This is a genomic window from Methanosarcina sp. MSH10X1 (assembly GCF_004099695.1).
In the GTDB taxonomy this organism is placed as follows: domain Archaea; phylum Halobacteriota; class Methanosarcinia; order Methanosarcinales; family Methanosarcinaceae; genus Methanosarcina.
The window spans coordinates 1-17,711 of sequence record NZ_SCHL01000015.1; the positions used below are offsets into that span (position 1 = coordinate 1).

The 17,711-nt window shown below is 43.3% G+C and carries 15 protein-coding genes, 1 tRNA gene and 2 pseudogenes; 16 read left to right on the forward strand and 2 right to left on the reverse strand.

What is annotated here, in order from left to right; genetic code table 11:
- From EQO05_RS11250 to EQO05_RS11300, 10 genes and pseudogenes are all read left to right on the forward strand, one after another.
- Window positions 1-198, forward strand: a pseudogene (locus EQO05_RS11250) (TCP-1/cpn60 chaperonin family protein); the annotation flags it as partial.
- A gap of 102 nt (window positions 199-300) precedes the next feature.
- The gene (locus EQO05_RS11255) at window positions 301-1,353 is read left to right on the forward strand and encodes a GTP-binding protein (RefSeq protein WP_128506566.1); all 1,053 of its coding nucleotides are present in this window, start codon (window positions 301-303) and stop codon (window positions 1,351-1,353) included.
- 1,105 nt (window positions 1,354-2,458) lie between these two features.
- Window positions 2,459-3,235, forward strand: a complete 777-nt coding sequence (gene mtaC, locus EQO05_RS11260; RefSeq protein WP_128506568.1) for a methanol--corrinoid protein MtaC — start codon at window positions 2,459-2,461, stop codon at window positions 3,233-3,235.
- 13 nt (window positions 3,236-3,248) lie between these two features.
- Entirely contained in the window at window positions 3,249-4,634 is a 1,386-nt protein-coding gene (gene mtaB / locus EQO05_RS11265) for a methanol--corrinoid protein co-methyltransferase MtaB (protein ID WP_128506570.1), read from the forward strand.
- Window positions 4,635-4,690: 56 nt separating this feature from the next.
- Window positions 4,691-5,275, forward strand: coding sequence for an acetate uptake transporter (locus EQO05_RS11270; protein ID WP_128506572.1), 585 nt, complete (start codon window positions 4,691-4,693; stop codon window positions 5,273-5,275).
- A gap of 341 nt (window positions 5,276-5,616) precedes the next feature.
- Window positions 5,617-5,820, forward strand: coding sequence for a hypothetical protein (locus EQO05_RS11275; protein WP_128506574.1), 204 nt, complete (start codon window positions 5,617-5,619; stop codon window positions 5,818-5,820).
- Window positions 5,821-6,242: 422 nt separating this feature from the next.
- A complete protein-coding gene (locus tag EQO05_RS11285) occupies window positions 6,243-8,252 on the forward strand; it encodes a hydantoinase/oxoprolinase family protein (RefSeq protein WP_128506575.1) in 2,010 nt (669 codons plus the stop codon).
- 157 nt (window positions 8,253-8,409) lie between these two features.
- Window positions 8,410-10,338 (forward strand): hydantoinase/oxoprolinase N-terminal domain-containing protein, encoded by a 1,929-nt coding sequence (locus EQO05_RS11290; RefSeq protein WP_128506577.1) that lies wholly within the window; start codon window positions 8,410-8,412, stop codon window positions 10,336-10,338.
- A gap of 144 nt (window positions 10,339-10,482) precedes the next feature.
- A complete protein-coding gene (locus EQO05_RS11295; RefSeq protein ID WP_128506579.1) occupies window positions 10,483-11,268 on the forward strand; it encodes a winged helix-turn-helix domain-containing protein in 786 nt (261 codons plus the stop codon).
- A 327-nt stretch (window positions 11,269-11,595) separates the two neighbouring features.
- Window positions 11,596-12,384 (forward strand): winged helix-turn-helix domain-containing protein, encoded by a 789-nt coding sequence (locus EQO05_RS11300; RefSeq protein WP_128506581.1) that lies wholly within the window; start codon window positions 11,596-11,598, stop codon window positions 12,382-12,384.
- Window positions 12,385-12,514: 130 nt separating this feature from the next.
- Here EQO05_RS11300 and EQO05_RS11305 read toward each other — a convergent pair whose 3' ends face one another.
- The gene (locus EQO05_RS11305) at window positions 12,515-12,931 is read right to left on the reverse strand and encodes a cell surface lipoprotein (RefSeq protein ID WP_128506583.1); all 417 of its coding nucleotides are present in this window, start codon (window positions 12,929-12,931) and stop codon (window positions 12,515-12,517) included.
- Window positions 12,932-13,226: 295 nt separating this feature from the next.
- A tRNA-Arg gene (locus EQO05_RS11310) sits at window positions 13,227-13,298 on the reverse strand.
- A 173-nt stretch (window positions 13,299-13,471) separates the two neighbouring features.
- On the opposite strand from EQO05_RS11310, the gene EQO05_RS11315 reads away from it, so the two are divergent.
- The 6 genes and pseudogenes from EQO05_RS11315 to EQO05_RS11335 all read left to right on the forward strand — a co-directional run bounded on the left by EQO05_RS11315 (window position 13,472) and on the right by EQO05_RS11335 (window position 17,708).
- The gene (locus EQO05_RS11315) at window positions 13,472-14,656 is read left to right on the forward strand and encodes a redox-regulated ATPase YchF (protein WP_128506585.1); all 1,185 of its coding nucleotides are present in this window, start codon (window positions 13,472-13,474) and stop codon (window positions 14,654-14,656) included.
- A gap of 104 nt (window positions 14,657-14,760) precedes the next feature.
- The gene (locus EQO05_RS11320; protein ID WP_128506587.1) at window positions 14,761-15,435 is read left to right on the forward strand and encodes an undecaprenyl diphosphate synthase family protein; all 675 of its coding nucleotides are present in this window, start codon (window positions 14,761-14,763) and stop codon (window positions 15,433-15,435) included.
- A 48-nt stretch (window positions 15,436-15,483) separates the two neighbouring features.
- Window positions 15,484-15,636: pseudogene (locus tag EQO05_RS16250) on the forward strand (DUF5817 domain-containing protein); the annotation flags it as partial.
- A 105-nt stretch (window positions 15,637-15,741) separates the two neighbouring features.
- Window positions 15,742-15,975 (forward strand): hypothetical protein, encoded by a 234-nt coding sequence (locus tag EQO05_RS15995; protein WP_240664604.1) that lies wholly within the window; start codon window positions 15,742-15,744, stop codon window positions 15,973-15,975.
- 227 nt (window positions 15,976-16,202) lie between these two features.
- The gene (locus EQO05_RS11330; protein WP_128506591.1) at window positions 16,203-16,424 is read left to right on the forward strand and encodes a hypothetical protein; all 222 of its coding nucleotides are present in this window, start codon (window positions 16,203-16,205) and stop codon (window positions 16,422-16,424) included.
- A 312-nt stretch (window positions 16,425-16,736) separates the two neighbouring features.
- Window positions 16,737-17,708 carry a DUF128 domain-containing protein gene (locus tag EQO05_RS11335; protein ID WP_128506593.1) on the forward strand — a complete coding sequence of 324 codons (972 nt, stop codon included), beginning with the start codon at window positions 16,737-16,739 and terminating at the stop codon, window positions 17,706-17,708.
- Window positions 17,709-17,711: the final 3 nt, after the last annotated feature.

The following is a 17,711-nucleotide window of genomic DNA, read 5'->3' on the forward strand; positions in this document are numbered from 1 at the left end:
AACTCAGTCGATGCCCTGGTGCAGATGAGAAATGCATATTCAAGAGGAATCGAAGCCAGGATATCCATCTCAGGAAAGGTTACCGGAAAAGGACCAGAGGTATATGATTCGGCAGCAGTTAAAAAACTTGCAATAATCGCGGGCACGGAAACTGCAAGAAACGTGCTAAGGATAGATGAAATTATACCGAAAAAATAAGCTGGCCGGTAGAAATACCTCTAGTTTTGAACCCTCATGAGGCATTGTCATTATCCGGAGAGAGCTTCAGATTTTTGCTTAATTAATGGAAGGTGTAAAGGTATGAGATGTATATTAATAGGGGGATTCCTGGGAAGCGGGAAAACCACTATGGTAAGAAAACTTGTAGAACACCTGGGGAAACAGGGTCAGAGAACGGCAGTTATCGTTAATGAGATAGGAGAAATCGGGATTGACGGAGGTACGATCTCGGAAGGTGAGATTGAAGTCCGGGAAATCGCAAGCGGCTGCATCTGCTGTGCCCTGAGGATAAGCATGGAACACACCCTGAGAAGCCTCATTGCTTCTTACAGTCCGGACACTCTTATAATCGAGCCCACAGGAATAGCTTTCCCGGATCAGATAAAGAGAAATATCGAGAACATGGGAATTCCGGAAATAAGCTTTGCCCCTATAGTGAATCTTGTGGATGCCGGCCGCCTGAGCCAGGACAAAGGCGAACTGCAGAATTTCATGAAAAACCAGATCAGCGATGCTGAGCTTCTGGGCATCAATAAAGTCGAACTCATAAACTGTGAAGAACTCCTGGAAATCTGCCTCTTCCTGCGTAAGTTGAACCCGAAAGCAAGAATGGTCCATTTTTCGGCTCGGCTTGGAGGAGAAAATTTTGACAAATTGCTCAAACTGCTGGATGAAACAGGCAGGACAAAAACAACCGACAGAAAAGAAATTCCTGAATCCAGGGACAATTCAGTCCAAATGTCCGGAGTTTCGGCATATTCATCAGAGTTTGAGATAATTTCACAGGAGATTCCTCTTGAGACCGCTATTTCGGTTTCGGAACAGATTTTAAATAATATAAAAAATCGAGTAAAGGAGCTGAACTCCGAATTCACAGGGCATATAAAGCTTTCATTTGCTCATAAGGGAAATTTCGTAAAGGGAAGTGTGACCTCAGCCCATAGAATCCCGGAGATAGAAATTCTCAAAAAAGAAAAAAACGAACGATCAAGAATAAAAGTGCTTTCTGCTGTAACCTCTGTGCCCCAGGCAGAGCTTATTGAAGCTGTGGACGTGGCAATAAGAAGACAGCTTGAAGACAGGATGCTTTCTTTCAAAAAGTCGGAAATAACCGTCCAGGGCATAACAGGTTAACAGTGGACTCTTAAGCTGGACAACACTGGAAGAAGCAAGTTTCCGGTTGAGGACAGCCGCAATCTGACACGCAAAAATCTTATATACCATAAAATGCTCATCGGCCCTTGCCCGAAGGATGACCCCTCAGATAAAGAGGTAAAGTACTCTTTCAGCCTTTAGGAAGAACCTGGCTCCGGGTTAGCTGTAGAATTTCACATAGACCGGAAGAAGCCTGCTCAGGAAGAAATTAAAGACAGAGACAGAATAACCTGCCAGGTAAATAGTTCACCTCTGTTCAAAAAAGGATTGGAAAAAGGCAAAAAATCAAACCCTATTACACTCCATGAGAAATAAAAGATCCGAATCTCGGAAGTTCTAACGCATTTTCCACAGAAATTTAAACATCAGGACATTTCTGTGGAAAACTGAAGAGGATATTAACTTGACTTGTGTGCTTTCAAAAATATACATTGAATACCTTATTATGCCTGCCTCAAACCTCCCGTAAAAGACAAATCCACTTGATAACCTCCAGCACTTAAAATAAAACCTCCATATCTTCGCCCTCTGCAATCAGAAATTTCCTTGAAATGGGAATAATTGCCCTATAAATTTTGACCTCTTTGTTTAGATCAATAGGGTCAAAAAAACACTTCTTTTTTATAAAATCATTCGCAGAGAAAATTGAAAAGAGAATTATAAAATTATAGCGATTCAAAAATTATCATCGGTGAAGGTATATGCAATTAAATCTAACTGTGATCTGCAAGTGCATCCCTGAATACTAAAGGGAGTACACCTATTAGAGTCACTGGAAAATAAGATCCTTCAGAACCAGGAAACAGGAGATAGGAGATCCCTGACCCTGGTATCTCAAAAGCCCTTGAAAAAGAGCTTTAAAAAGAGAGAAGGATTGAGATTCAGCCCACTGAATAACCAGTACACCACCACAAGGTTATCCAAAACCCCCAATGTAAGGAATTCGATCTTGGAGGTTTCGAATTCCTTACATTGTATTCAAGAAGTGTCAGGCAAAAAAGGCTTGAAAACTTTGAGGAGATAGAACTTGCAGGGTCAACGATCTGAGCAATCCGAGACCTTTTTGTTAAATGGAGGTTAAAATATGTTGGATTTGAAACTGGAAGACATCGACGGTATATTAGTACGTTACAACGTCGCCCTCGAAAAGGAAATGACACCTGACGAAGCTGCAGAAGAGCTTTACCCCAAGGATGAACTCATCTACCCGGTTGCAAAAGCAATCTACGAGGGAGAAGAGGATGACGTGGTTGACGCACTCCAGGCCGCAATCGATGCAGGCAAGAAGCCAATCGACCTTATCGACGATGCCCTGATGGTAGGCATGGGTGTTGTAACCCAGCTCTACGATGATGGTATCATTTTCCTCCCGAACGTTATGATGTCCGCAGACGCAATGCTTGCAGGTATCGACTTTTGCAAGTCCCAGACCACCGAAGTCCCTGAGCCAAAGGGCAGGGTTGTCTGCCACGTTGCAGAAGGTGACGTCCATGACATCGGAAAGAACATTGTTGCTGCCCTCCTGAGAGCAAACGGCTACGAAGTAATTGACCTCGGAAGAGACGTTCCTGTAGACGAAGTAATCGCTGCAGTGGAAAAAGAGAAGCCAATGATGCTCACAGGTACTGCCCTCATGACCACCACAATGTATGCATTCAAGGAAGTTAACGACAAGCTCCTTGAAAAGGGAATAAAGATTCCATTCGCATGCGGTGGCGGCGCTGTGAACCAGGACTTCGTGTCTCAGTATGAACTTGGAGTCTATGGTGAAGAGGCTGCAGACGCCCCCAAGATTGCTGATGCAATCGTTGCAGGTACTACAGATATCACAGCATTAAGAGAGGAATTCCACAAACACTGAGGAGGGAGCAAAAATGGTAAAAAAATACACATCAATGGCTTACGCTAATGCAGATGACCTGATTTTCGGGCAGTCAAAGTTCCCTGTAAAGGCAGGGCTCGGCCTTGAGATCGGTGGAGGATATACATCACCCGAAGTTAACTATGCCCCAAGACCTGGAGCCGGTGCATCCAAAGAAAAGCTCATAAAAGAGTATGAAAGGATCACCACCGACATTATGGCAAGGATGGTTCAGATCGGAGCTCCCTCTGTGGTGCTTGAAACTGAACACGTTCAGCAGATGTCCAATAACCCTGAATGGGGAGGCGCTGTTGCACACGCCCAGAAGACCATCATGGAAGAATACCACGATGAATACGGCATAAAGTGCGCACTCCGCCACACAATCGGCGACATCCGTGAAGACCGTGACTACCTCCAGCTCAGGGGAGACAAGTACAGCACCTTTATTGAAGCTTTTGAGGAAGTTGCAAAGAACGGTGCAGACCTGCTTTCTGTTGAGAGCATGGGTGGTAAGGAAGTCTTCGACTACTCTATTCTGAGAAATGACACTGCAGGTATCCTCTTCGGTATCGGTGTTCTCGGCAGCATGGACATGGAAATGGTCTGGAAGGACATTTCTGATATTGCAAAGAAGACCGGCACTGTCTCAGCTGGTGACACCGACTGTGCCCAGGCAAACACTGCAATGTTCATTGCAGGCGGTCTGCTTGACAAGAACCTTGCTCACACAACTGCAATCGTTGCAAGGGCAATCTCGGCAGCAAGATCCCTCTGTGCATACGAAGCCGGTGCGGTAGGACCCGGAAAGGACTGCGGTTATGAAAACACCATCATAAAATCCATAGCAGGTGTTCCGATTACTCAGGAAGGTAAGACCTCAACCTGTGCCCACTCCGACCTCATGGGTAACCTGGTCATGCAGTGCTGTGACCTGTGGTCCAATGAATCCGTTGAATACCACGGTGAATTCGGCGGTACAACTGTGCAGTGCTGGTCCGAGACCCTGGCATACGACTGTTCCATGATGAACGTTGCCCTTAAGACCGGAAAGGCAAAGGATCTCAGGGACATTCTTGTGCTTTCTGACAAATACAGAGACCCACAGGGCTATGTGCTTGCCTACGATAACGCCTACAAGATCGGACAGGCAATCGCAAAGGATGGAGAAAACAACTACCTCAGATCAAAGAACGCTGCAATTGAATGCTGCAACATTATCGAGGAAGGAGCCAACTCCGGCAAGCTCAGACTCACAAGGTTCGAAACCAATGCTCTTGCAAAGGTTAAGGCTGACCTTGAAGCCCTTACCGATGATGCTGACAAGTTCATGAGCGACAACCTGACCAAGTTCAAACAGGAAGTTGCAGTTTTCAAACCAGAAAACTACGGGCTTTAAGCCCTAAACTTCTTTTTTTTCGATTTTTCAGAAAAATGGCTTTGTTAGGTGAAACAATGAGCGAAAACGTAGGAACTGCTACCATAATAGTTGACAAGACTGCAAACGCTGCCCCCCTTGGTTTTACCGGCCTTGGCCTTGCCGCAGTCCTGTTGAGTTTGAGCTACATAGGGGTATATCCTGTAGAATCGATGATTGTCTCCATGGCAATATTTCTGGGTGGATTTGCCCAGGTGTTTGCAGGAATTATGTCCTGGAAAAAAGGAGATATCTTTGCAGGGACTGCATTCTCAGCTTTCGGCCTATTCTGGTTCTCGCTGGCCGGACTGCTTATTATGCCTGCAATCGGCTGGGCTGAAGCTTCATCCGGAACTGCTATGGCCGCGTATCTCTTTATCTGGGGTGTCTATACCTTTGTTATGCTATTAGTTACTATGAAAATAGGAATCCGTGCCCTTCAGTTTGTATTTCTTACGTTATTCTTATTGTTTATGTTACTGGCTGTTGTAAACGCAACCGGAAGTGCAGGGTTGCTTGTAGTGGCTGGTTATGTAGGACTTGTTATGGGCCTTGGGGCCTTATATATAGCTGTAGGCATGGTAATGAATGAAATTCATGGAAAAACCGTAATCCCACTCTAAGGTAAGTAGTCAGCATTTAATTAGTAAGACCCTTAACATCTGAGGGAAAAACCTGCGCCAACCTCGAGATCTATATGAAACCCACAAAAATTGCAGGAAGAAACCGAAGAAGCAATCCAAATTGAGCCATCAGGCAAGCACAGATTTCAAATCTGTGTTTTCCAGTCCTCCCAAATAATACAGTTTGAATGGTTAAACTCCTTTATTAGACCGCGTTAAAAAAATACAGGTGCTCGAGGGCCTGTTCAATTTTTAAAGAAATTGTCTTTTGTTTTCATTACCTGGAAGAAGAGGTCCGCTTACGAAGGAAAAATTGCAAAACTGATAACGGTGAGCTTCGAATGCAAGCGGATAAAAATTTTAAAGAAACCTTGAATGTATCCTATACAGGACTTATTTTGAGTTGCGTATCCACTCTTTTCAAACTGATCGCCAGGCTTCCGGCAAACGGTACTTTGCTTCTTGCCGATGCGTTTCGCTCTTTTCCCGAATTTGTCAATAAGTATGTAAAACTCCCTGGTTTTCCTGTCGCAAGCATCTTCTGAAAAAAGAGAGGGAAAAAGTAACCTTATAGTTACAGGATAAAAATATATAAAAATATAGAAAAAATAAAATAATAATATGGCAATAATGATGTGAAACCCAGATGAAAAGTCAAAGATTCATTATACAGTCAATATATCGCTTTTAAGCCTTGCAACTATACATTTAGCTACTATAAGGTTTAACAGCTATCCAGACTTTACGTATAATAACAGGTCTAAATCGGCTGGAATAGAAAGATCTGAATTTTATAAATTACTAGAGATATTGAGTATCCTAATTTAACATTATATTCTAATTTAACATTACATCCTAATTTAACATTACATCCTAATTTAACATTACATCCTGATTTAACATTACATCCTAATTTAACATGATCTCAAACCTTGGGAATTTATATAATTTGTAAAAGAGGTTGAAAATGCACTTCAGTCTTGGAATCGATGCAGGGGGCACTTATACTGATGCCGTTATCGTAAGGGATTCGGACGGAGCTGTGGTTGAATCCAGTAAAGCACTGACTACCTATCCAGATCCTCTCCCTGGGATGAAAAATGCTATTGACTTATTGAGCCCTGAATATCTTAAAGATGTTAAACTGGTGTCCGTATCTACAACTCTATCTACAAACACCATCCTGGAAAGTACCGGCTTTCCGGTAGGGCTGATCATGGTAGGGGACTACGTAATTCCTGAGAAGCTTCCTACGGATTACTGGATCGCGGTCTCAGGAGGGCATAACAGTGACGGTGAAGAACTGAAGGCTCTTGACCTCAACTCTGTAGAAGAATTTGCTCTCCGGGTAAAAGAAAAAGTTTCGGCTTTTGCAGTTTCTTCGTACTTTAGCAACCGCAACCCTGAACATGAGCTTGCTGTCAAAAAGGCCGTAAAGGAGCTTACAGGACATCCTGTGGTTTGCGGACACGAACTTTCCCAGGATCTTGGAGCCTATGAAAGGGCTATAACGGCATTTCTTAACGCCCAGCTAATTCCTATTACTCACAAGTTTATCCAGGCAATAGTCAAGGAATTTGAAATCAGAAGTATAAATGCGAATATGCTGATGTTGAAATGCGACGGGTCAGTGGTGGGAATAGAAGAAGCCCTGGAAAAACCCATTGAGACCATATTCTCAGGTCCTGCCGCAAGCCTTGTGGGTGCATCTCATCTGACCAGGTTCAATACCTGTGCTATGATTGATGTCGGCGGTACGAGCACAGACGTAGCTATGATGGTAAATGGGCTTCCGCAGCTCAGCAATTCTGGTGCCGTTGTTGGGGGCTGGCAAACTCGCGTAAAAGCGATACGTATGGAAACGTCAGCAACCGGCGGGGACAGCCATGTATGGGTAAAAGGCGACAGAATCCATATTGGTCCCCGGAGGGTGATCCCGCTCTGCCGGGCTTCGGTTATATACCCCGAGTTCAGGGAAAAATTGAAACATAACAGGGTTGCAAAAGGATATCTTTGCGAGAGCATACAGGTAACGAAGTTTTATGTCAGAACCGGCTTCAGGCCTATTGAGTTGAGGGCAGGAGAGCGTGAGATTTACAGGCATATAGGAAAAGAGCCTGTTTCCTTCGGAGACCTGCTCGTAGCCCTGAAAAAACGCCCTTCTCCGTCGATGCTGGACTCATTAATCCAGAAGAGGTTGATCCAGGCAATAGGGTTTACTCCTACCGATGCCCTTCATGTGCTTGGAGAATACACCGAATGGGACGTGGAAGCCGCAAAAATCGGAGCTTCCATGCTTGGTAGAATACTGAAACATAGTCCTGAGGCTTTTAGTGCTGAAACAAAACGCAGGGTTGCGCGTAATATTGCCGAGGATCTTATTGCATACCTTATTGAAGGAATGCCAAGAAACGAGATTGATAGGGTTCTTATGGGAAAGAACTTTACCCGCTTCAGGGTAGAAATTCCTGTAGTACTTCTTGGAGGACCTGTAAAGGCATATGTTGAGAATTTGAAAAGCCTGATTAATGCTGATATCATAGTTCCCGAACACGCCGAGGTAGGCAATGCTGTCGGAGCCCTTGTTGGAAAAGGAATTAAAAGAGTAGAAATTCTTATAAAAACGAAAGTTATCCCCATATCCCGTGAGGCTGAAACTGAAAGCATGGATTACGAGGCACACGAGAAGTGTCCTGCAGAGGAGATTTTGCAGTACGAGACGAAAAACGAGTTCATTGTCTTTTCTCCTTCCGAGAGAAAGAAATTTGAAGTTTATAGTGAAGCCGTTGAATATGCGGAAAAGCTCGGAAAGCAGCTTGTTATGGATTATATGGTAGGCGCAGGGCTTCAAAAGGAGAATATAAAAATAGACGTGAGCAGGAGACACCTGGCACCAAGCGGCTGGACTGATGTGCCCCTGGAAACAAATCTTGTTTTCGTAGGGATAGGAATCCCTAAAACTACGAGTACGCCCTGAAAGAATAGAAACAGAGATCAGGGAATGAATAGCCGGATATTATAAACAGGGATATATATCTTGAGGAATAATTTTGCAAATCCGGATGAAAAAGATGTATACAGCTAAAAAAGGACCTGAATTGAGTAACATAGAGTAAAAATGGGGCTGTTTTGACATGCAATATAGTCTGGGTATTGACGCAGGCGGAACTTACACCGATACTGTAATTTTAAGAGATTTGGACAGTAGTATCGTTGACACAAGCAAAGCACTTACTACCTATCCGAACCTTATGGTAGGGATTCGAAATGCAATTGACAAACTGAATCCGGAATATCTCAGCAAAGTAAAAATGGTGTCGGTTTCTACAACCCTATCGACAAATACCATTCTAGAAGGAACAGGATATCCTGTTGGTCTTATTCTTGTAGGGGATTATACCTTCCCAAAGGAACTTCCCGCAGATTACTGTACTACTGTAAGAGGGGGACACGATAGCAATGGAGATGAGCTTCAACCTCTGGACCTTACTGCCGTAGAACAGTTTGCAATAAGTCTCAAAAAAAGAGTTTCTGCATTTGCGGTATCCTCGTACTTCAGCACAAGAAATCCAGAACATGAACTTAAAATTAAGCAAACTATCCTTAAATTGACAGGTCATCCTGTGGTTTGCGGTCACGAACTCTCCCAGGAGCTTGGAGTGTACGAACGGGCAGCTACAGCTGTCTTAAACGCGCAGCTAATTCCGATAACATGTCAGTTTATCCATTCCATTATGGCTGAAGTAAAGGAAAGAAATCTTGATGCGAAAGTTCTTATGCTGAAATGCGACGGCTCGGTTATAGATATAAAAGGTGCAAAACTGCGCCCCATTGAAACTATATTTTCAGGCCCTGCAGCAAGTATTATGGGAGCTTCTCACCTTTCAGGACTGGATACCTGTGCCGTTATCGATGTGGGAGGGACGAGCACGGATATTTCCATAATGAAAAAGGGAGTTCCGGAGCTTTGTGAGAAAGGAGCAATTGTTGGGGGCTGGCAAACCCGCGTAAAAGCAATCAGAATGGAGAGTTCGGCAAATGGAGGAGACAGCCATGTCTGGTTTAAGAAATGCGTCAGAATAGGCCCGAGAAGAGTTATGCCCCTTTGCTTTGCTGCCGTAAAGTACCCGGGCTTCAAAGAAAAACTGGAAAAAAACCCCATACCCTTGAGAACAATGCTCAATGAGCATATTCAGCCCACAAAATTCTTTGTAAGTACTGGGGCAGATCCTATTAATCCCACAGAAAGCGAGAAAAAATTACTTGAGTTTATAAAAGACGAGCCTCTTTCAATTCACGAGATCCTGAATAAAATGAAGCGTTTCCCGTCTCCAGCAGTGCTTGATTCACTGATCCAGCAGCGAGCGATCCAGGCTATAGGTTTCACGCCTACCGATGTGCTGCATGTGCTTGGGGAATACACGGAATGGGACGTGGAAGCAGCCCAGATAGGAGCCAAAAAGCTTTCGCGTTTTACTCAAATGGGAGTTCACGCCTTTTGCAAAAAAATAAAGCAACAGGTTGCAAAAAATATGGTTTACAGCCTGATGTCCTTTATTATGGAAGGCAGGGGAAGAGAGGGAATAAAAAAACTGCTGGAGGAAGAAATGCCTGTCCAGTACAAGTTAAATATTCCTATAGTCCTGCTCGGAGGCCCTGTAAAGGCTTATTATGAGGAGATTAAGGCTCTCATTGATGCAGAGATTATAGTCCCCGAACAGGCAAGGGTAGGTAATGCAGTTGGAGCGCTCGTAGGAAAAGGAATTAAAAGAATTGAGATAATTATCAGGCCGTCTTCAATGGAAAACCCTGACCAGAATTTCCTGGTATTTACTCCCGCAGGAAGGAAGAAATTTGAGCAATATTGCACGGCAGTAGAATATTCCCATAAAACGGGTGAAGAACTCATTCTGGAGTCAATGAAAGATTTCGGTCTTCCGGAAGATTCAATAAAGATAAACTCAAGCGTGGAATATCTTTCTCCCCCTGGCTGGAAACAGACACCTATGGAGACGAAGATGGTTTTTGTAGGGATCTGTACCCCCGGGATTTCAACTAATTAAAATAATAATTATTTACACGTAAAAAGCTAATTTAAAAAAGCCGGAGAAATGCTCAATTTGAAGATGAACAACCAAGGAACCAGTCTGCCGGAAAGAAGGATCGGCTACAACTGCAAGTCACTGAATAACAGGAAGTAAGAGAACATGGATTCCTCACTTATTGATCTTGTTTTCCGCTCCGATAAGAGAAAAAACCTTCTTCTTTTGCTGGATAGCGGCTCGAAAAATATTGATGAGATCAGGAACGCACTTGATGTTACAGCCACCTCAATCCTTCCCCAGATAAAGAAGCTGATAGATAACGATCTTATTGTCCAGGAAGACAGGATGTATAAACTAACAGTCCTGGGAGAATTCCTAATCAAAAAAATAAAGCCGCTTATAAGTGCTCTTGAGGTAGTGGAGAAAAACAACTCTTACTGGACAGGTCACGACCTGAACTCAATCCCGCGCCACCTGCTGGAACGCATATCCGAACTCGGAAATTGGACCCTTATAGAGCCCGACCTTAACCATATATATGAGCCTTCTCCGAAAATTATTGACAGCATGAGCAACGCAAAACAGGCTTCGACTTTTGCTTCTTATTTCAACCCTGCCTATCTTCCGCTGTATGTCGAACTCGGCAGGAAAGATGCCGAACTTTCCCTGAATTTTACCCAGTCGGTCTGGGACCATCTTTCAAACGAGCACTCAAATATGATAAATGAATTAATGGGTATGGATAATGTAAGCCTGTATGTTTCCAAAGAGGGAATTAAGCTTACTGAGATTACTGTAACAGAGAGGATAATGCTGCTGGGGCTTTTTGATAAAAAAGGGAAATTCGACCAGCAGTTCATTCTGAGCTCCGAACCCAGTGCCCTTCTATGGGGCCAGGAGTTGTTTGATTATTTCAAGAGGCTTTCCAGACTGGTAAATAAGATATGATACAGAAAGAAGATGTAGACAACCCCAGCTACTTTGAAAGATAATACCGTTCCGATAAACAGGTAACCGCTCTGAAGAACTGTATAATAAAGTGTTAAGGGACATACAGGAAAGTAGTGAAAAATAATTATATATTATTATAGTGTTAACCTGTTGTATAAAAAATGGTAAATTTTGTTTATATCCCAAACGTAGACCCCAAAGGTCCTTTATCCCATCAAAATTAATAATGGCGGAGGATAAAGGTACAGGAAGTTCAGAGTCTTCTGGTATAGAGATATATACAATGTCAGATATAATAGGATGAGACCTAAGAGAGGGAATTAGATGGAGTCATCATTACTGGATGTTCTCTTTCTTTCAGAAAAAAGGAAAAACCTACTTCTACTGCTTCTGGATGGACCCAAGAACATCGAAGAAATCAAAAATATACTTGATGTTCGCTCGAGCCCCATAATGACCCAGATAAAGATACTGATGAAACAGGATCTTATAGTTGAGAGCAACAGGCTCTATAAACTTTCCAGTATCGGAGAAATTCTGGTTCCGAAGATGAAGACAATTCTGGAGACTTTTAGTGTTTTTGATAAAAACCACGATTACTGGATAAACCAGGATATGACATCAATTCCTCCTGAATTTCTGGACGAGATAGGAAAGCTTGGAGATTATATTGAAGTAAATCCTGACCGGAACCATGTATTCGAATATCCCAAAGAGGTTGTAAAACATCTTTCCGAGTCCGAGAAAGTGATGATCTCATCGTCCTTTTTCCTGCCTATCTATCCATCCCTGTGCATAGAACTTGCAGCAAAAGGTACGGATATAACTCTGGTATTTACAGAATATGTGTATGATAGAATGCTTAACGATTACAAGAGGGAACTTGAGCATTTCCTGAACCTTAAATATACCAGACTTTATGTCTGCAACAATAACAATATGAAAATTGCCTCAAGCATAGTTACGGAAAAGTTCATGGCGCTTTCTCTCTTCTGTAACAGCGGAATTTATTATAACCACAACCTGGTGAGTTTTGATGAAAGCGCACTCAAATGGGGAAAAGAGCTTTTCGATCATTATAAAGGAATAGCAAGACCCATCACCAGAGTCTGAAGAATTTTCCGACCCTGAACCTCAACAGTGAACCAGTTCGGAACAAAAAGTAAAAACCCGGGTTCGACCAGCCATGTCCTTCTGCCAGAAAGAAGTCTGGTAAACCGGAACACCGGATAAAATATGAGATTTAGTTCACCCGTATCGTAGCATTCATTTCAGGAATGTCTTTTACAATAAAACTATAGGTTCCTGCTTCATTAAAAGTGTACGTGAAAGACACCTTGTACGAAAGTTTTTCGTCCGGGAACAGCCCGTCCTCACTTACAAGCACATAATTACCCTGTTTTTTGTCGCTCCGCCAGGAGATAGTATCCCCTTTTGAAATATTCAGCTCCGCAGGCCTTATAACTCCGTAGTTCTCAAGCCGAATGATGTGCTCTTTTCCGGATTTTAAAGATGCGCTCTCTTCGGGCTGTGCATCTTCATCGGCTTCAGGTACAGGAATATCGGAATCATCAGGTACAGATGTGTTGTCTTCCTCAGCACAACCTGAGGCAAGTAGAAATACAAACATAACGAGTAAAATCAGAATTTTCCCTTTCATAACTATCCCAATTTTTACCTTTATACTATAAATTCAGCTCATATTAATTATCTTTTTGATGTAACCTGGATAAACGCAAAAAAATAAAATGGCTTTCCGTGGAGGAAGAAGTAAAAACAGGAACGGAAGAAAGAGATAATAACAAACCATACATAGGAAACAGATAGATAGAAGGGAGTAAAAAATCGGTATCCTGAAAACGCAGAGGGTAAGACAAAGATGAAATTGAACAAAAAACGGAATTAAACGAGAACAAAATGAAATTATGTGAAAGAAAAGGATGAAATAAAATTTACGTCCCGACTGAGACTTGAACTCAGGTCTAAGGCTCCGCAGGCCTCAAGGATATCCACTACCCTATCGGGACGCAAGCGAGCAACACTGATAAGCACATTCAAGGATATAAACTTTATTCCTCAAGCACAGGCTCAACTCCAATTTTGCAGTTCTGACCTTCCTGAAAGTTCAGAGAAAAGAATCCTGCTTCCCCGGCATCACTATCAATAAAGATTAAATGCAACAAGTTCGTTTTTATAATTTATGTCGATGACCATAGGACTTGCAGGAAAACCCAATGCGGGAAAATCCACTTTTTTCAAAGCTGCTACGCTTGCAGACGTTGAAATTGCAAATTATCCTTTCACAACTATCAGTGCCAATCATGGAGTTACCTATGTGCGGGTCGAATGCCCCTGCAAAGAGAAGGAAAAAAGATGTGGAAAGTGTATGGACGGAATCCGGCTCGTCCCGATTGATATAATTGATGTTGCCGGACTTGTCCCTGATGCATACAAAGGGAGAGGACTTGGAAATACTTTCCTGGATGAACTCAGGCAGGCTCAGGCAATTATCCATGTAGTAGACGCCTCAGGCGGGACCGACGCCGAGGGCAATCCTGTAGATATCGGCGACCACAACCCCCTTGAAGATGTGACTTTTCTGAACAGGGAGATTACGATGTGGCTTTACGGGATTCTGGAGAGGAACTGGGTCAAACTTGCCAGAAAGATTCAGGCCGAAGGACTCAAGCTAGAAGTCGTAATTGCAGAACAACTTGCCGGAGCAGGGATAAAAGAATCCCATGTAAGCGCAGCTTTGATTGAAACAGGGCTGGCAAGACTGGACCATGTTAAATGGAGCGAAGAAGATATGATCCGGCTCTGCGATAAAATGCGAGAAATCAGCAAGCCTCTGCTTATCGCCGCGAATAAGGCTGATATCGCCCCAAGAGAAAACCTGGACAGGCTTAAAGACCTTGATAGAATAGTAGTGCCTGCAAGTGCAGCAGCCGAGCTTGCGCTCAAATCTGCAGCAAAAAGCGGACTTATCAAATACAGCCCCGGAGATAAGAGGTTCGAAGTGCTTGGAGAGGACCTTACAAAAGCTCAGAAAAAGGGGCTTGAAGCAATCCAGAAAGTGATTGAACGGCTTGGAAGTACAGGTGTCCAGGAGTGTATAAACAGGACCGTCTTTGAGCTTCTCGATCTCATTGTTGTATATCCCGTAGAGGATGAAGGCAAATGGTCCGATAAAGTAGGAAATATGCTCCCTGATGCCTACCTGATGAAAAGGGGTTCCACCTGTCATGACCTTGCTTACCAGATACATACCGAAATCGGGGACCGATTCCTGTATTCAGTGGATGCAAGGACAAGACTGAGGCTTGGGGAAAAGCATGAACTGAAGAATGGGGACGTGATCAAGATCGTATCCACTGCAAAGTAAATAAACTTTAAAGCCTGTCATCTGGGAAAAAGCCTGATACCTATATAATAAAGGAAAAGATGATATAGTGGATTGTTTTAGCTTGTCAGGAGGATATTTTCCAGATGGATTTATTTTCTTTTGCATATCCGTTATATGAAAGACTTCTAGCCTGGCAAATAACCAGAACGCCTTCAAGTACCCCCAGGCATGTGGCAATTATACTCAAGGAAACTGACCTTTTTGACCCAAAAGGACTGGAGAAACTCTTATCCGCACTTAGTATTTTTAGAAAATTCAGGGTCGAGCTTGTGAGTATCTACGTAGACATACTGAAAACTGAGTCGGCTTTGAAAACTGAAATCGCGTCAACACTCAAAGCCAGGCTGGAAGAGGGCTTTTCGGATCTTCCTGAAGGCACGGGTTATAGAATTCATGGCGTTGATGGAGAAGTAAATAGCACTGCGCCCGGAAGGGATTTTTTTGTCTATGTATCACTGGGATTCGGAGGAAGAAATGAAATTACCAGAGCTTTACTGAGTATCCTTGGCGAAGTTAAGGCCGGGACTGTCAGGCCTGAGGAAGTGGATGAAAAAATGCTCGAATCCCACCTTCTTGTTAAACACGAGCCTGATATCATGATCCGTTCGGGAGGACAAAAACTTTCGGACTTCCTTGTCTGGCAGTCAGTCTACTCGGAGCTGTATTTTACAGATGTCAACTGGAAAGACGTACGAAGGCTAGACCTGCTTAGAGTGATGAGAGATTTCCAGAAAAGACAGAGAAGATATGGAAGGTGACTTGAACTGGAATTTGGAGAAAAGCGCAAAAATGTCCGTTATGCAGTAATTGTATGCCCTAAATGCCGGCAGCACTCCCAGATTACAGAAACCGGAAAAAAAACCCTGAAATGCCAGCACTGCGGAGCCCTCCTCGAAACCCGAAAACTGAGGGTATTCCATTCATCAGAAGAACTTGAAGACGCCGTACTTTTTCGAACCCGCCTGCAAGCCGAAATCTCCGGAAAAGGGGATGAAACATTTTCATTACCCTCTACCTCCAGAGATTCTGAATCCTCTGATTTAGAAACCGAAACTCAGGCAAAAGTGTTTAAACTCCCGGAAAAAGACTCTTCCAGCCGCCTCATCCCCAAAAAAGATCCTGAGATAATCCTCCTCGAAATCCTGAAAACCGCAGGTGGGAAAATCGAAAAAGAAGAACTCCGACAGAAAGCCCTCGAAAAAGGAATGTCTCAGGAGAAATTCGAATCAATCCTCAAAACCCTCCTCGAAACCGGAGAACTCTACTCCCCCCGACCCGGCATTATAAAAATTGTATGAATCATACAGCCTCGGCATAATTTGCCTAGCAGTACAAATCCAGAGCCCATAAATAATAGTCAGCAAGGAAGACGTGAGAAGATTATATTTTTAAATTAGCCCCCTGAGCGAAACCGTTGACCCGAAACCGTTGACCCGAAACCGTTGACCCGAAACCGTTGACCCGCGACCGTTGCGCCGGTCGATCACGCTCCGATTACACCAGTATAGATAAAGCATGAGTTTTTTTGATCAAACTTTTTCAAAAAAAGTTTGCGTTGCGCCGGTTTATCACGCCGTTACGTGGGGATTTTTTCGCTCAAGCCTTTTTTGAAAAGGCTTGCGTTTTGCCGGTCGATCACGCTCCGGTTACACCGGTAGATAAAGCATGCGTTTTTGATAAAACTTTTTTTGAAAAAGTTTTCGCTCAAGCCTTTTTAAAAAAGGCTTGCGGTCAAGGATTTTTATAAAAGGCTTATGAAAAGGGTACCCTTCTCCCGAGACAAAATTCGGGCACTATCTATAAATTATCCCGCTTGAACGAAGTGAACGAAACGGACCCATGCTCCCGAAGCGGAACTCGGGTTACAGAGCCGCAACTATGCTTAGACAAAAATATATTAACTACGAAAAGATTTACTATAATTGAATTTAAATAAGAATTGAATCCGTTTTCGGCAAGCTTAAAGAGAACAGGCTGTGCCCAGGGATTGACTAAAGACTTTAGAATTTTATCACATTTACATGAATTCATTTTTATCTAAAGTATAACGGTGTTAAATATGATGGATCCGCAAATTGAGCGAAAACTCATTGAAATTATGAGGGTGATTCACGAAAGTGACAAACCTATAGGCGCCCGGGCAATAGCTGACGAACTTAATAACCGGGGCTATGATATAGGAGAGCGGGCTGTCCGCTACCATCTAAGGATCCTGGATGAAAGAGGGTTTACACGCAAACACGGGTACGCAGGGCGTACTCTTACCGAACTGGGAGAAAGAGAGATGAGTGATGCTCTCATTGCCGACCGTTTTGGTTTTGTAATTTCCCGAATAGAAGAAATGGCGTACAGAACCACATATAATCCCGAAACCAATGACGGGGTAGTACCTGTAAACATTTCGTACTTTGACAAGGACGACTTAGAGGCTGTTATTGACGTGATCTCATATACTGCACACAAAGGGTATATGATAAGTCCCAGAGTAAGGATAATTGAAGAGGATGAGGAACTGGTTTCTCTGCCCCCTGGAAAAATCGGAATAGCTACAGTGTGTAGTGTTGCTTTTGATGGACTCCTTCTTAAAGCAGGAATTCCTGTGGAACCTGCCTACGGCGGGATATTCCAGATAGAAAATAGTAAGCCTGGGCGGTTTTTAGATTTGATTTCCTACAGCGGAACCTCAATCGACCCCATACAGATTTTCATGAGCAGAAGGACTACTTCTGTCCTTGAAGTGCTTGAGAAAGGGGAAGGAAGAATCCTTGCCAATATGCGGCAGATCAATTCCTCGGCGTATGACAGGGCAATGGAAGTTATCAAAAACGCAGAAAAAGCCGGCCTTGCAGGTTGCTTCCCTCCGGGAGAGGTTGATGAAACTCTGTATGGAGCGCCTGTTGAAACCGGAAAGTTCGGCATCTCGATAGTAGGAGGGATTAATGGTATCTGCGCCCTTGAAGAAACGGGAATTAAAATCAAGACGAATCCTGTCTCTACTGTTATGGAATATAAAACAATGACGGAAATCTGAAGG